Source organism: Pseudomonas sp. Pseusp88, from assembly GCF_047303955.1.
Classification (GTDB): Bacteria; Pseudomonadota; Gammaproteobacteria; order Pseudomonadales; family Pseudomonadaceae; genus Aquipseudomonas.
Window position 1 is genome coordinate 1 of sequence record NZ_JBGLYM010000034.1, and the last position, 14,627, is coordinate 14,627.

The 14,627-nt window shown below is 60.3% G+C and carries 13 protein-coding genes; 5 read left to right on the plus strand and 8 right to left on the minus strand.

Features of this window, described 5'->3' with window-relative positions; genetic code table 11:
• The first annotated feature begins 464 nt into the window (after positions 1-464).
• The 3 genes from ACCD02_RS27465 to ACCD02_RS27475 all read left to right on the plus strand — a co-directional run bounded on the left by ACCD02_RS27465 (position 465) and on the right by ACCD02_RS27475 (position 3,566).
• A complete protein-coding gene (locus ACCD02_RS27465; protein WP_413308973.1) occupies positions 465-677 on the plus strand; it encodes a DUF3077 domain-containing protein in 213 nt (70 codons plus the stop codon).
• Positions 678-854: 177 nt separating this feature from the next.
• Positions 855-1,769, plus strand: coding sequence for a DMT family transporter (locus tag ACCD02_RS27470; RefSeq protein ID WP_413308975.1), 915 nt, complete (start codon positions 855-857; stop codon positions 1,767-1,769).
• A 363-nt stretch (positions 1,770-2,132) separates the two neighbouring features.
• Complete coding sequence (locus ACCD02_RS27475; protein WP_413308977.1) at positions 2,133-3,566, plus strand: catalase; 1,434 nt, start codon at positions 2,133-2,135, stop codon at positions 3,564-3,566.
• 157 nt (positions 3,567-3,723) lie between these two features.
• Here the strand turns inward: ACCD02_RS27475 and ACCD02_RS27480 are convergent, their stop codons facing one another.
• The 5 genes from ACCD02_RS27480 to cysK all read right to left on the minus strand — a co-directional run bounded on the left by ACCD02_RS27480 (position 3,724) and on the right by cysK (position 9,741).
• Positions 3,724-4,578: a DMT family transporter gene (locus ACCD02_RS27480; protein ID WP_413308979.1), complete on the minus strand. Its 855-nt coding sequence runs from the start codon at positions 4,576-4,578 to the stop codon at positions 3,724-3,726.
• Between the two features lie 504 nt (positions 4,579-5,082).
• Positions 5,083-6,486: an alginate export family protein gene (locus ACCD02_RS27485; RefSeq protein ID WP_413308981.1), complete on the minus strand. Its 1,404-nt coding sequence runs from the start codon at positions 6,484-6,486 to the stop codon at positions 5,083-5,085.
• A gap of 106 nt (positions 6,487-6,592) precedes the next feature.
• Positions 6,593-7,513, minus strand: a complete 921-nt coding sequence (locus ACCD02_RS27490) for a glyoxalase (RefSeq protein WP_413308982.1) — start codon at positions 7,511-7,513, stop codon at positions 6,593-6,595.
• A gap of 140 nt (positions 7,514-7,653) precedes the next feature.
• Positions 7,654-8,592, minus strand: a complete 939-nt coding sequence (locus ACCD02_RS27495) for an aspartyl/asparaginyl beta-hydroxylase domain-containing protein (protein ID WP_413308984.1) — start codon at positions 8,590-8,592, stop codon at positions 7,654-7,656.
• A gap of 174 nt (positions 8,593-8,766) precedes the next feature.
• Entirely contained in the window at positions 8,767-9,741 is a 975-nt protein-coding gene (gene cysK / locus ACCD02_RS27500; protein ID WP_259102624.1) for a cysteine synthase A, read from the minus strand.
• Positions 9,742-10,021: 280 nt separating this feature from the next.
• Between cysK and ACCD02_RS27505 the strand changes: the two genes are divergently transcribed.
• Together ACCD02_RS27505 and ACCD02_RS27510 are read left to right on the plus strand one after the other, a co-directional pair.
• Complete coding sequence (locus ACCD02_RS27505; RefSeq protein WP_413308986.1) at positions 10,022-10,867, plus strand: AAA family ATPase; 846 nt, start codon at positions 10,022-10,024, stop codon at positions 10,865-10,867.
• A gap of 21 nt (positions 10,868-10,888) precedes the next feature.
• The gene (locus ACCD02_RS27510; protein WP_413308988.1) at positions 10,889-12,067 is read left to right on the plus strand and encodes a vWA domain-containing protein; all 1,179 of its coding nucleotides are present in this window, start codon (positions 10,889-10,891) and stop codon (positions 12,065-12,067) included.
• A 163-nt stretch (positions 12,068-12,230) separates the two neighbouring features.
• Here ACCD02_RS27510 and ACCD02_RS27515 read toward each other — a convergent pair whose 3' ends face one another.
• From ACCD02_RS27515 to ACCD02_RS27525, 3 genes are read right to left on the minus strand one after another with little or no spacing between them, the layout of a single operon-like run.
• On the minus strand, positions 12,231-13,157 hold the full coding sequence (locus ACCD02_RS27515; protein WP_413308990.1) for a biotin-dependent carboxyltransferase family protein: 927 nt from the start codon (positions 13,155-13,157) through the stop codon (positions 12,231-12,233).
• Positions 13,154-13,858: a 5-oxoprolinase subunit PxpB gene (pxpB, locus tag ACCD02_RS27520; RefSeq protein ID WP_413308992.1), complete on the minus strand. Its 705-nt coding sequence runs from the start codon at positions 13,856-13,858 to the stop codon at positions 13,154-13,156. Before pxpB ends, ACCD02_RS27515 begins: the two co-directional genes overlap by 4 nt.
• On the minus strand, positions 13,855-14,607 hold the full coding sequence (locus tag ACCD02_RS27525; RefSeq protein WP_413308994.1) for a 5-oxoprolinase subunit PxpA: 753 nt from the start codon (positions 14,605-14,607) through the stop codon (positions 13,855-13,857). The genes pxpB and ACCD02_RS27525 overlap by 4 nt, the downstream gene beginning before the upstream one ends.
• Positions 14,608-14,627 lie beyond the last annotated feature (20 nt).

A 14,627-nucleotide genomic window follows, 5' to 3' on the forward strand; every position in this document is an offset into this window, starting at 1 on the left:
GGGGGGGTTTTTTTGGGCCCCTTTTTTGGGGTTGGGGGCCCTCGGCTGCCTTGCCCCGGGGGCCCGGTTTTCGGGGGGCGGGCCCCCCCCCGGAAAACCCCCGGTCCCACATTAGCCTTCTACTGCCCCTCAACCACCGGGTGTCAGGGCTAACGCCGAAAGATGCCGTAACCCTTCTAGGCCGGGCCTTTCCTTTTCTTCTGTATGAAGTTTCCGAGACAATCCCCGCCCACTTGTGCGGGTCGTTTTCGCTCTCTAGTCTGCGCCGGTCGTTGAATATCAGCGACCGGGTTTAGCAGCCTGCCAGCGTTAGATAGTGCAAGTTTCACCGTCATGGTGGCTTTGCGTGGGGCGTCTTCGGGCGCGCCGGGTTCTATCGCTCTCCGGTCTGCTAACCCGCGTCAAAGCCGCCACCTTTTATCGTTTAGCAGCGGGGATCAGGTGGCCTAACCAGAGCAAACAATATGAGCGATTTACCTAGAGATCCATCCCTTGCTGCACTCGAAAAATCCCTGCTCCACGCCTCAGCCGTAGTGCGCTGCCTCGCCGCAGTTATCTACGAAACCGGCGACAGCCTCAGCGGCCCCAAGCGTGACCTGGCCTTCTCGGCATTGCACCTGACCGAAGTGATCCAGAGTGATCTGGATAGCTCACTGGAGTATTTCGAACCGCGTTGAACGGACCAATAGCAACGAAATCTGTTCGCGGGGCGCGCCGGTGAAGCCGGTCGCGGTTTTGCCGTGAGGCGCTGACGCACCTGGCGATTGGCTTGAATGGGTTGGTGTCGCGGTTTGTGTTGTAACCATTGCAATCTCCGGTAAAACTCTGCTCCTCGCCATGGAAGGAGTTTTACCGTGAAGCCTGTCGATATCGTCCGTTTGTTGGTGCTGGCCGCCATCTGGGGCGCCAGTTTTCTCTTTATGCGCATCGTCGCACCGGTACTTGGGACAATGCCTACGGCATTCTTCCGGGTATCCATCGCTGCGGTAGGCCTGCTGCTGATCCTCTGGGTGATGCGGGTCAACTGGGACTTTCGCGGCAAATTCAAGATCTGCCTGATGCTGGGGGTGATCAACTCCGGATTGCCCGCTACCCTCTACTCGTTGGCTGCACAGGTACTGCCTGCCGGCTACTCATCGATTTTCAATGCCACCACGCCCTTGATGGGCATTCTGGTTGGCGGCCTGTTCTTCGCGGAAAAACTCTCCGTCAACAAGCTGGCCGGGGTCTTCCTTGGGCTGTTCGGCGTAGCGGTGCTGACCCGCGCGGGGCCGGTGACTTTCAATGCCGACCTGCTGATGGGTGCCGTCGCCTGCCTGTTGGCTACAACCTCCTACGGCTTTGCCGGATTTCTCACCCGTCGCTGGCTCGATCATCAGGGCGGTCTCGACAGTCGTCTGTCGGCCATGGGCAGCATGCTCGGCGCAACGCTGCTGCTGTTGCCGCTGTTCGGCTATAACGCCCTGGCCCATCCTCCGGCCAGCTGGGGCGGGCTGAATGTCTGGCTGTCGCTGCTGGGCCTGGGGCTGGTCTGCACGGCGTTCGCCTACATCCTGTATTTCCGCCTGATGAGCAGCATCGGCCCGCTCAGCTCCATGACCGTGACTTTCATGATCCCGCCCTTCGGCGTGCTGTGGGGCGCACTGTTCCTCGATGAGCCGCTGTCCATGGCGCACCTGTACGGCGGCCTGTTGATTGCCGTGGCCTTGTGGCTGGTGTTGAAGCCTGCGGCGGTGGTCAAGAGCGCGACCAACTCATCCTTGAAATGATATTTCTGAGGGAGAGGATCGGTGGACGCGAACTGTGAGAGCGAGTTGTGGGGGCGAATTGTGGGAGCGAATTCATTCGCGAAGAGGCCAATCCAGGCGATACATCTCGGTCAGCTGGAATATAGCCTTCGCGAATGAATTCGCTCCCACAGTAGTCGCTCCTACAATAGTCGCTCCCACGACTCGTTCTCTTATGGCTCTTCCCCTGCGGCACCTCTGAGAGCCATCACTGTCTACACTCACTTGCTCCTGATACCACCCATTCGAATTCAAAACCGCCCCCACCGCTGTCATCTCGGGGGTGGACCATCAGAAAAAACCCATCGAATCCCGTGAATCACAGCCTGACCTGAGGATGACTGCATGAAAAAGCTGACCACTGCATTTGGCGCTCCTGTCGTCGACAATAACAATATCCAGACCGCAGGCCCCCGCGGCCCGGCGTTGTTGCAAGACGTCTGGTTCCTGGAAAAGCTGGCCCACTTCGACCGCGAAGTGATCCCGGAGCGTCGTATGCATGCCAAGGGCTCCGGCGCCCATGGCACGTTCACCGTGACCCACGACATCACTCGCTACACCAAGGCCAGGCTGTTCTCGCAGATCGGCAAGCAGACGCCGATGTTCGCCCGTTTCTCCACCGTAGCCGGTGAGCGTGGCGCGGCCGATGCCGAACGCGATATTCGCGGCTTCGCCCTGAAATTCTACACAGAAGAAGGCAACTGGGACCTGGTGGGCAACAACACGCCGGTCTTCTTCCTGCGCGATCCGCTGAAATTTCCCGACCTGAACCACGCCATCAAGCGCGATCCACGCACCGGTCTGCGCAGCCCCAACAGCAACTGGGATTTCTGGAGTTCACTGCCCGAAGCGCTGCATCAGGTCACCATCGTCATGAGTGATCGCGGCATCCCGTCCAGCTTCCGCCATATGCATGGCTTCGGCAGCCACACTTTCAGCTTCCTCAATGCCGCCAACGAGCGCTTCTGGGTCAAGTTCACCCTCAAGACTCAACAGGGCATCAAGAACATGACCGATGCCGAAGCGGCCGAACGTGTCGGCGGCGACCGTGAGACCCATCAGCGCGACCTGTACGAAAGCATCGAAAACGGCGACTTCCCACGCTGGACGGTGTTCGTGCAGATCATGCCGGAGAACGAAGCCGGGACTTACCACATCAACCCGTTCGACCTGACCAAAGTCTGGCCGCATGGCGACTATCCGCTGATCGAAGTGGGCGTCATGGAGCTGAACCGCAATGCCGACAACTTCTTTGCCGAAGTGGAACAGGCAGCGTTCAACCCGGCCAATATCGTGCCGGGCATCAGCTTCTCGCCGGACAAGATGCTTCAGGGTCGACTGTTTTCCTATGGTGATGCCCAACGCTATCGCCTGGGGGTCAACCACTTCCTGATCCCGGTCAACGCGCCGAAATGTCCTACCCACAGCTACCATCGTGATGGCGCCATGCGCGTGGACGGCAATATGGGGGGCACAACGTCCTACGAGCCCAACAGCAATGGCGAGTGGGAAGAACAACCGGACTTCGCCGAACCGCCGCTGAGCATCGAAGGCGCGGCCGATCACTGGAACCATCGTGAAGACACCGACTACTTCTCCCAGCCCCGGGCGCTGTTCCAGTTGATGACTCCGGTTCAGCAACAGGCACTGTTCGATAACACTGCACGGGCGATCAAAGGTGCGTCGCAACAAGTGATCGAGCGCCATATCGGCCACTGCACCCAGGCTGATCCGGCTTATGGGGCGGGTGTGCGCAAGGCCATTGAACAGTTGGGCTGAGGAGGTAGCAAACTCTGCAGGAGCTGCCGAAGGCTGCGAAAGCGATTTTTCAGGCAGATCCATTCGCAGCCTGCGGCAGCTCCTACTGGGACGTGTTCCAATCAATGAAAAGGCCGGTGCATTGACTGCACCGGCCTTTTCATTTACTCACCCGCCATCATGTGCTCTTGCGAAACACAAACCCCAGGCCAACGATGATCAACACCATGCCGAACAGGCTTAGCCATGCCAAGCGATTACCGAAGATCAGGTAATCCATGATCGCGGTCACCGCAGGCACCAGGTAGAACAGGCTGGTGACATTGACCAGGTTGCCTTGGGCGATCAGCCGGTACAGCAACAATGTCGCCAGCACCGAGACCACCAGACCCATCCACAGCACCGGCACGAAGAAGCCGATACTCTGCTCGAAGTGGAATGGCTGGAACGGCACGAACACCGCGCAGACCAGTGCCCCGGCCAGATACTGCACAGGGACGGTCCCCATGGGGTTGCTGGTGATGCGTTTCTGCATGATCGAGCCGCCGGTCATGCTCAACATACCCAGAACACCAAACAGCATCCCGGCGAGCGAACCGCCATCACCGATCCCCTGATAAACCACCAGCACCAACCCGGCCAGTCCCAGGCCGAGGCCGAACATGCGGCTCCAGGAACGGTTGCGCTCCACCAGGACTGCAGTGAGGATCGGCTGCACGCCCATGATGGTCGCCATCACGCCGGGGGTGACCTTCATGTTCAGGGCCAGCAGGTAGAAGATCTGATAAGCACCCAGCAACACCGTACCGGTGGCCGCCGCGTAGATCAGCGCGCTGCGCGTGTTGGGCAGTTTGTAGCCGAGCATCGGGAACAGCAGCGACAGACCAACCAGGGCCAGCAGGAAGCGCAATAGCAGGAAGGCAAAGGGTGAAGCGTGGGCCAGGCCCCATTTGGAAAAAATGGCGCCGCTGCTCCACAGCAGGACAAACAGGGTCGTCGTGGCCAGAGAGGCCAGTCGTGTATTGGCAAACATGGTGTCACCTGTGATTCAGACAAAATCGGACCCGGCACACGCCGGATTCACGGAATTCTTGCGGGCGTTTGCAGGCGAGTCGGTATTGCGGGGAAACCGATCAGCCGAACAGAACAACGCCTGGCGGTGCGACGACAGCGCACACGACCGGACTGGTCACAGGGGATGGAGGCGGGAAACGCATAAAGGCGAGCTGCTTGCACTCAAATAGCCCGACAGCCGCGAACGCTGCGGCATCGAACATCGATTGAGGGCTGGAAGCTGGCATCAGGCTCGTCTTCTGAAATGAGGGAGAGGTTCGCAACAAGGCGTTACAAGACCGGGGCTGACTATAACCAGCGCCGAGCTGATTGCGCAACATCGTTTTATCCATCTCGCGGTGCATATCTGGCCTGTAGGAGCTGCCGAAGGCTGCGAAAGCGGTGCATCAGATAAATCCATTCGCAGCCTTCGGCAGCTCCTACAGAACCGCATTCACAATCCTGAGACAGGTGGTGTGCGGGCCTACCAGCCGAACTTGAGTTCAACCCCAAGGTAATTACTGTCATGCCCACCGGCATCGCGCACGGCCTGGCCGATATCGTAATGCACCGCCTCAATGGCACCGGTCAGATTGGCATTGAAAGCGTAGTCGGTGCGCAACTGGGCGTAGGCCCCGCTCCAGCGACCGCCCTGGCCTGCCGTGCCGGCCACCGGAATATTGGGCTGCACGTAGACCGCATCCTCGGTGGTCTCGCGCCATTGCAGGCCAATGGCAGTCATGACCGTCAGCTTGTTCAGCGGCGTAACAGTCAGGGATGGTTTGACGTGCAACAGGTTGGCGTAGCCCGTGTAGCCGGCCAGGGAGAAGTAGTAGCCATTGGGGAACAGCGGGTTGAAGGTACCCAGGGTGTTGTCGCCCTTGTGCCGATCCCCCGAGGCGGCGTCCAGTTGCAGGCCGATGCGCGGGGTCCAGGGCTCATCCTTGAAGGTGTAACCGATACGACTGCCCGCCGCCCACGCGCGAATGCTTTTCGAGCCGACCGAGCCACTCTGGCCCATGGCTTCCAGATCCCAGTCATAGCCCAGGGCAGCGCCGCCCAGACGTCCGTCAAAGACATTGCGATGCTCCGCGCCACTGGCATCCAGATAGCTGGCAGTATCGCGCTCGTACAGCGCGTAATACGCCGACAGCTCATTGCTGCCCAACACCTGGCGCTCTACCCGCAGCATGTGGAAACGCTGCTCATGGTTAGAACGGTCATCGAAATTGCGCTCGTCCTGATACTGCACCGGGCGACTGGCAAGACCGATGAAACGCCATTCACCCGTCTCCCAGTCAGCCCATAGGGCATCGAAGGACTGACGCACGTTGGGGCCGTCCCGCGACGAGATGAAGCGCTGCAAGTCGAAGGCAAAGTCCTGACGCCCGACCCGAGCCTTGAAGGTGTTGGCGCCGAATGCCCTGGTGTATTCAAGAAAGGCCAGACGCAGATCGGTGCGATTCTGATCGGCCGGGGACAAAGTGGTCTTGTCGAAGGCGCGCACGTCTTCGAGCTGAGTAAAGATGCGCCAGTTTTCATTCAGGTGCAGGTCGGCATGGACCTGGAAGCGCTGCAGCTGATAAGCATCCCGGGCAACACCTTTGGTGCCGAAGCCACTGGCATCCTGCATCTCGAAACGCTCACGCAATGTGGCGCCAAGGGACAGGTAAGCCGCCGGATCATCGGCTGACAGGGGGATGTACTTGAGGTTGTCCAGGGGCGCCGTGCGCAGCGCCGGATCGGCCAGTACCGACCAGTCTTCCTGCCAGCGATTGGCCTTGATGGCGGGCCGGGTTTCGCTGGTGTCAGCCTTGGCGCCAACGGCGTACAGGGGCAACAGCATGGCCACGCACAAGCCGGTCAGATGGGTGGGGCGCATAGTCATCAAAACCTGATCTTCCGAATTAACACAACCTGCGGGACCGGCTTCAGCCGGGAATACGCCTATCCGGCTAAAGTCGGTCCCACAGGGTTTCACCAACCGTGAAGTATTATTTGGCGGCCACCTGATGAATCTCAGCGACATAACCGCCCGGGAATTTCACCACGGCCGAGCTGCGACCATCGGAGCTGAATGGTTCGACCAGGGTGGTCACGCCGGCAGCCTTGGCCTTGTCCAGGGTGTCCTTGAGGTTGCTGACTTCGTAGCCGGTGTTGTCATGGCCGTAGGGGTACGGCAGGTGGCCGTCGGTGACCAGTACCGCCATCTTGCCGAAGTCCGACTCGATACGCAGGCGATGATAGGTGTCGTTGGGACGACCGATCTCGATCCCCGGCGCCTTCTTGTCATCGCTCACCACTTTGCCGTGGGAGAAGGCCAGGAAGGATTTGACGAAGGCCGCCTCGCGGTCAGCCGAGACGTAGACGCGGTTCTCCGGCACGGTCTGGAATGGCGCGTAGCTCGGTACAGTATTGTGCCAGTACAGCTGCATATTCACGCCACCCGGCCACTGCACCACGGCATCGCGGCCGATGGGATCGGGGAAGTCGGAGACGATGACATCCGCCCCGGCCTTGCGCGCTTCCTTGAGGGCGACATCAATATCCTTGACCAGATAACCGTTGCGCTCGTAACCGAAAGGATGGGGAATCGGCGTCTTGAAGCCGAACAGCGAAACGGTGCCCACTGGCGTCTGGATCAGTTGCGAAGAGGTGGTGCTCGGCGTCGGCGTCACCGTCACCACGTATTGCGGGGTGCTCTTGCCGCCGAAGGTGGCGGTGAAGCTTTGCACGAAGCTGTCGACGTCTTCCGGCGCCACATAGACGTGGGTGGTGTCGTATTGCGGCGCAACCGCGACGGCAATGGCCGATTTGCTCGACGCAGCCAGTGCCGCAGCCGGTGCCACCACCGCCGCCACAGGTACGGACAGGGTGAACAAGGCAGCGGAAATCACGAAGAATCTGGAACCCATGAACAGCATCTCCTGGAGAAAGGACTGCGTTCATGCTCCGCCGAGAGTCGGCGGTGAAATTGTATGGCTGTGCTTTCTTTGCCGGAAATGGCCGATTCAGAGCCCCTGACCGCGAACGGGCCAGGGGATGCAACGAAGGGTCAGCCGAACAGCCAGTAACCCAGCAGGGTCAGGACAATCACCGCCAATACCGGACGCAGGATGCGATAGGCCTTGGGGTTACCGCGTTTGAACTGCTTGACCTTGCCGCTGAAGGTGTCGCTGAAGCGCTTGCTCCAGGCATAAGCCTGGTTGATTCCGCCGACACGTTCGTCATCGAGGTTCTGTGGCGCCGTGGCGCGGCCAAGGAACGCACTGACGCTGCGGTTGATCGAGGTCATCAGGCGCGAACGCAGCGGGCGCTCGATATCGCAGAACAGGATCACGCGGGTCACGTCGGTTTCGTTCTTGACCCAGTGCACGTAGGTTTCGTCAAACATCACGTCCTGACCGTCGCGCCAGGCGTAGACCTTGCCGTCGACAAAGATACGGCAGTCATCGGAATTGGGCGTGGACAAGCCCAAGTGGTAACGCAGAGAGCCGGCAAAGGGATCGCGGTGCGGGTTCAAGTGGCTGCCACCGGGCAACAGGGCGAACATCGCACCCTTGACGTTGGGAATGCTGTTAACCAGGGCCACGGTGCGCGGGCACAGGGTTTCAGCGGACGGCAGGGCTTTGTCGTACCACTTGAGGTAGAAGCGCTTCCAGCCTTTCTTGAAGAACGAACCGAAACCGGCGTCGTTATTCTTCTCGGCGGCGCGGATATAGCCCTCGTCGAACAGGTGCATGGCTTCGTCGCGGATCACTTCCCAGTTATCGCGCAACACATCCAGCTCGGGAAACTTGCTGCGGTCCAGGTACGGCTCAGACGGCACGCGGGAAAACAGGTACATCAGGGCGTTATAAGGAGCGAACAGCGCCGAATGGTTGACGAACTGGCGCAACAGGGGCAAACGCGCGGTGCCGCGCAGGTGCACATACAGCGTGCTGGCCACAAACAGCATCAGAATCAATGCCTTGGCAGCAAATGACCACGTCATGAAAATCTCCTCGAAACGGCAATGAGCGGTCGTCGAACGCGCCGCTGTCTTGATGAATGCCGTTGATAGTAAAGGACTGCACAGCGCCGCCGGATGATGCAGGGCAAGATCCGGCGGTTTGCAAGGTGGCCATGATAAACCCTTGTGGCCGCTGCGGTCAGGTCCCTTGTCGCCTTACTGTTGCAACTCCTGATCGGTAAACAGATCACTGAACAGCATGCTCGACAGATAACGCTCGCCGGAGTCCGGCAGGATCACGACGATGGTCTTGCCCTGCATCTCCGGTTTTTCCGCCAGACGCACCGCAGCCGCCATGGCCGCGCCACAGGAAATCCCGCAAAGAATGCCCTCCTCCTGCATCAGGCGCAGGGCCATGGCCTTGGCCTCGTCATCGCTGACCAGCTCGACCCGATCAACCAACGACAGGTCGAGGTTTTTCGGGATGAAACCGGCGCCAATACCCTGGATCTTGTGCGGGCTGGGCTTGATCTCTTCACCGGCGAGTTTCTGCGTGATGATCGGCGAACTCAACGGCTCCACGGCCACCGACAGGATCGGCTTGCCCGCCGTCTGCTTGATATAGCGCGACACACCGCTGATGGTGCCGCCCGTGCCGACGCCTGCAACCAGTACGTCGATAGCGCCGTCGGTGTCGTTCCAGATTTCCGGGCCGGTGGTCTTTTCATGGATGGCCGGGTTGGCCGGGTTTTCGAACTGGGCCGGCATGAAGTACTTGGCCGGATCGCTGGCGACCAGTTCTTCGGCCTTGGCGATGGCGCCTTTCATGCCCAAGGGTGGCTCGGTCAGTACCAGTTCGGCCCCCAGGGCCTTGAGCACCTTGCGCCGCTCGATACTCATGGACGCCGGCATGGTCAGTACCAGCGGATAGCCGCGGGCGGCGGCCACGAACGCCAGGCCGATGCCGGTATTGCCGGAGGTCGGTTCGACAATGGTCATGCCCGGCTTGAGCCGCCCGCTGCTTTCCGCGTCCCAGACCATATTGGCGCCGATGCGACACTTGACCGAGTAACCCGGATTGCGCCCTTCGATCTTGGCCAGGATCGTTACACCGCGCGGCGCCAGGCGATTGATCTGCACCAGGGGCGTATTACCGATGGAATGGGCGTTGTCAGCGTAAATGCGACTCATGGCAAGGTCCTTGTTGGCATTGATTAAGGGTTCAAAGCCTATGCCCACGGCCTGTGCACGTCCAGTATGTGGGACCGGCTTTAGCCGGGAAGGCAATATTCAAGGCTATAAATATGTATTGGATGTACGAACCTCTTCCCGGCTAAAGCCGGTCCCACAAAAGCGGATGAGTCATCATCTGACGCCCCATTCAGCGACTGAATGCCCCGTCTGCGTTCACAGCGCCCGCAGCCGCACGCTATAGTCGGGGCATTATTGCGCTCCGTTCGAGGATTCACCGATGAAGTTCGAAGGCACCCAAGCCTATGTCGCCACCGACGACCTGAAACTGGCGGTCAACGCAGCCATCACCCTGGAGCGCCCGCTGCTGGTCAAGGGTGAACCGGGCACCGGCAAGACCATGCTCGCCGAGCAACTGGCCGAATCCTTCGGCGCCAAACTGATTACCTGGCACATCAAGTCCACCACCAAGGCCCATCAGGGCCTGTATGAATACGATGCCGTCAGCCGCCTGCGCGACTCGCAGCTGGGCGTGGACAAAGTCCATGACGTGCGCAACTACCTTAAGAAAGGCAAGCTCTGGGAGGCGTTCGAGTCCGAAGAACGGGTGATCCTGCTGATCGACGAGATCGACAAGGCCGATATCGAGTTTCCCAACGACCTGTTGCAGGAACTCGACAAGATGGAGTTCTACGTCTACGAAATCGACGAAACCATCAAGGCCAAGAAGCGCCCGATCATCATCATTACCTCCAACAACGAGAAGGAACTGCCGGACGCCTTCCTGCGCCGCTGCTTCTTCCACTACATCGCCTTCCCGGATCGCCCGACCCTGCAGCGCATCGTCGACGTGCACTACCCCGATATCAAGAAGGACCTGGTCAGCGAAGCCCTGGACGTGTTTTTCGACGTGCGCAAGGTGCCAGGCCTGAAGAAAAAGCCATCAACCTCGGAACTGGTGGACTGGCTCAAGCTGCTGATGGCCGACAATATCGGCGAAGCGGTATTGCGCGAGCGTGATCCGACCAAGGCCATTCCGCCTCTGGCCGGCGCCCTGGTCAAGAACGAGCAGGACGTGCAGTTGCTCGAACGCCTGGCGTTCATGAGCCGTCGCGGCAGTCGCTGATTTTCCGGAGGTACGTCAGCCATGCTGCTCAACCTGTTCAACGAAATGCGCGCAGCCAAAGTGCCGGTGTCGGTGCGCGAGCTGCTGGACCTGATCAACGCCCTGAAACAGCGGGTGACCTTCGCCGATATGGACGAGTTCTACTACTTGTCCCGGGCGATCCTGGTCAAGGACGAGCGCCATTACGACAAGTTTGACCGGGCGTTCGGCGCCTACTTCAACGGTCTGGAAAAACTCGACGACCACCTCCAGGCGCTGATCCCCGAAGAATGGCTGCGCAAGGAATTCGAGCGTTCCCTCACCGACGAAGAACGCGCGCAGATCCAGTCTCTGGGCGGTCTGGACAAGCTGATCGAGGAATTCAAGAAGCGCCTGGAAGAACAGAAGGAACGCCACGCCGGTGGCAACAAATGGATCGGTACCGGCGGCACCAGCCCGTTCGGCTCCGGCGGCTATAACCCGGAAGGCATTCGCGTCGGTGATGCGGGCAAGCGTCAGGGCAAGGCGGTCAAGGTCTGGGATCAGCGCGAGTACAAGAACCTCGACGATCAGGTCGAACTGGGCACACGCAATATCAAGGTTGCCCTGCGCCGCCTGCGCAAGTTCGCCCGTCAGGGTGCTGCGGACGAGCTGGATATCGACGGCACCATCGACCACACCGCCCGGGACGCCGGGCTGCTGAATATCCAGATGCGTCCGGAGCGGCGCAACACCATCAAGCTGTTATTGCTGTTCGATATCGGCGGTTCGATGGACGCCCACGTCAAGACCTGCGAAGAGCTGTTCTCCGCCTGCAAGACCGAGTTCAAGCATCTGGAGTACTACTACTTCCACAACTTCATTTATGAATCGGTGTGGAAGAACAACCTGCGCCGTACCTCCGAACGATTCTCCACCCAGGACCTGCTGCACAAATACGGCGCCGACTACAAAGTGATCTTCATCGGCGACGCCGCCATGGCGCCTTATGAAATCACCCAGGCCGGCGGCAGCGTCGAGCACTGGAATGAAGAAGCGGGCTACCTGTGGATGCAGCGCTTCAAGGCCAAGTTCAAGAAGCTTATCTGGATCAACCCCTACCCCAAGGATGCCTGGGGCTACACCACCTCGACCCATATCGTGAAGGATCTGGTGGAGGATCAGATGTATCCGCTGACGTTGCGGGGGTTGGAGGAAGGGATGCGATTCCTGTCCAAGTAGAAGCGCTCCGATCAAACACGCCATAACCATCTGAATTGGAATTATATTTGTGGGACCGGCTTCAGCCGGGAAGATATCAGGACTGACAACACATTGCCGTGATCAGAAATGACGCCTTCCCGGCTAAAGCCGGTCCCACAGATCCGACCACGTTTGAAGTCGTTCAGGCAAACGCCTGCAGCCTGCGCATGTAATCCACCTGCCGCTGATGCGCCACGGTCTGCACCACCGGTTTCAGGCGAAGCGTGCTGCCCGGCAGCATCTGCGCCAGGCGCGCAAGGGACAGCGGCGTCAGGGCACCAAGACGCGGATAGCCGCCGATGGTCTGGCGATCATTAAGCAGTACGATGGGCTGGCCATCCGGTGGCACCTGGATCGCCCCGAGGGGAATACCCTCGGAAATCATCGGCGCACCCTGATACTGCAACACCGGTCCCAACAGACGAATGCCCATACGGTCGGCGCGGCTGTCCAGGGTCCACTCGCTATTGAATGCCTCGAATGAACTCAGGCCACTGAATTCGCTGATCTGCGCGCCCAATATCACTTCCAGCGGCGCGTCGTCGTCGAATTTCGGTGCCTGCAAATCGGTCAGGCTGCGCAACAAAAACGACGAACCGGAATACGTCAGACGGTCCCCCTTGTTCAAGGCCTTGCCATGGCCGTCCAGGCCACCCAGTTCCTCACGAACCACCGTGGCGCAACTACCCAGTACCTGAGGCGCATCGAAGCCGCCTGGGGCCGCCAGATAGGCACGGGCGCCGACCTCGGGCTGGCCGAAACGCAGGCGCTGGCCCTTGCGCAGGAAGAAGCTGCGCCACGGCAGCACGGGTCGGTCGTCGAGCATGGCGCCAAGATCGGCACCGGCCAGGGCCAGACAGCAATCCGCTTCGGCCAGCAGACTGAAGCCGCCGAGGGTAATTTCGATCACGGCGGCGTCCAACGGATTGGCCAGCAGCGAATTGGCCCAGGACATCGATACCCAGTCCGCCGCCCCGCCCTGAGTCACACCCAGATGACGCACGCCGAAGCGGCCGGCATCCTGCAACAGGCACAGCGGCGTGCTGCTCTCAATCAACAGTGCAGTCATGCCTGCGCCTCCAAGGGGGTGTCGTCGCCGCCCAGACGGATGAATTCAGCGCGATCGATTGCGGCAAAACGCACGCTGTCACCGGGTTGCATCAGGCTGTAGCCGTCCAGTTCGCGATCAAACAGTTTTGCCGGAGTACGCCCGATAATGTTCCAGCCGCCGGGGGACGTCACCGGATAGGCCGCCGTCTGCTGCTCACCGATACCGACACTGCCCGCCGCCACGCGCTTGCGCGGAGTGCTCAGGCGTGGCGTGGCGATGCATGGATCAACCAGGCCCATGAACGCGAAGCCCGGCGCAAAACCCAGGGCAAATACTTGATACTCGCGCTCGCTGTGGCAACTGATCACTTCGCTGACAGACAGCCCGCTATTGCGCGCGAGCAACGGCAGTTCGGGACCGACGCTCAGGTCATACCAGACCGGCAGTACATGCTGGCGCCCTTTTGCCTGTGGGTCCGGCTTCAGGTCGGCCATGGCCTGGGCGATCAGCTGCCGCGCCTGCTGCGGGCTCACCGCCAGCAAATCGTAATGCACCATCAGAGTGGTATAGGACGGCACCAGGTCACGCAGATGGCTGCCAAAGGCTTCCCGCAGGCGCGCAGTGGCGGCCAGCATCCACGGCATATTGGCTTCGTCGATGGCGTCGAACAGGCGCACCATCAGGCAATCGATGGCAACGATTTCTATGCGCCAGCTCATGAGGCCGACAGCTCGTCCAGGGACTGACGAATGCGCTGTACGGCGGCAATCGAACTGGCGTTGTCACCATGTACGCAGAGGGTATCGACGCTCAGGTGCAGTTCGCTGTCGTCACAGGCGCGCAAAGGCTCGCCACGGGCCAGGGTCATGGCCTGGGCAACGATGACATCCGGGTCGTGATGCACGGCGCCGATCAGCTTGCGCGACATCAGCCGACCTTCAGCATCATAGCCACGGTCGGCAAAGGCTTCGAACCAGAGTTTCACGCCGTACTCGTCGGCGATGGCCTGAGCGGCGCGGTTATCGCGCATGGCCAGCAGCATCAGCGGCAGGCTTTCGTCATAGCGGGCGATGCCTTCGATCACCGCACGCAGCTGGGTCGGGCTGGCCATCATGTCGTTGTACATCGCACCATGGGGTTTGACATAGCGCACGCGGCCGCCCTGGGCCCGGCAGACACCGTCGAGCGCGCCGATCTGGTAGTGCAGCAGGTCCTGGATTTCTTCCGGGGTGCAGGCCATGGAGCGCCGCCCGAAGCCCACCAGGTCCGGATAGGCCGGGTGCGCGCCAATCGTCACGTCATGCTTGAGCGCCAGGGCGACGGTCTTGCGCATCACGCTGGGGTCACCGGCGTGGAAGCCGCAGGCGACATTGGCGCAATCGATAAATGGCATGACTTCGGCATCCAGACCCATGGTCCAGGCGCCGTAGCTTTCGCCGATATCACAGTTGAGTAACAGGCGGCCCAAGGGCGTATCTCCTGTGCAGG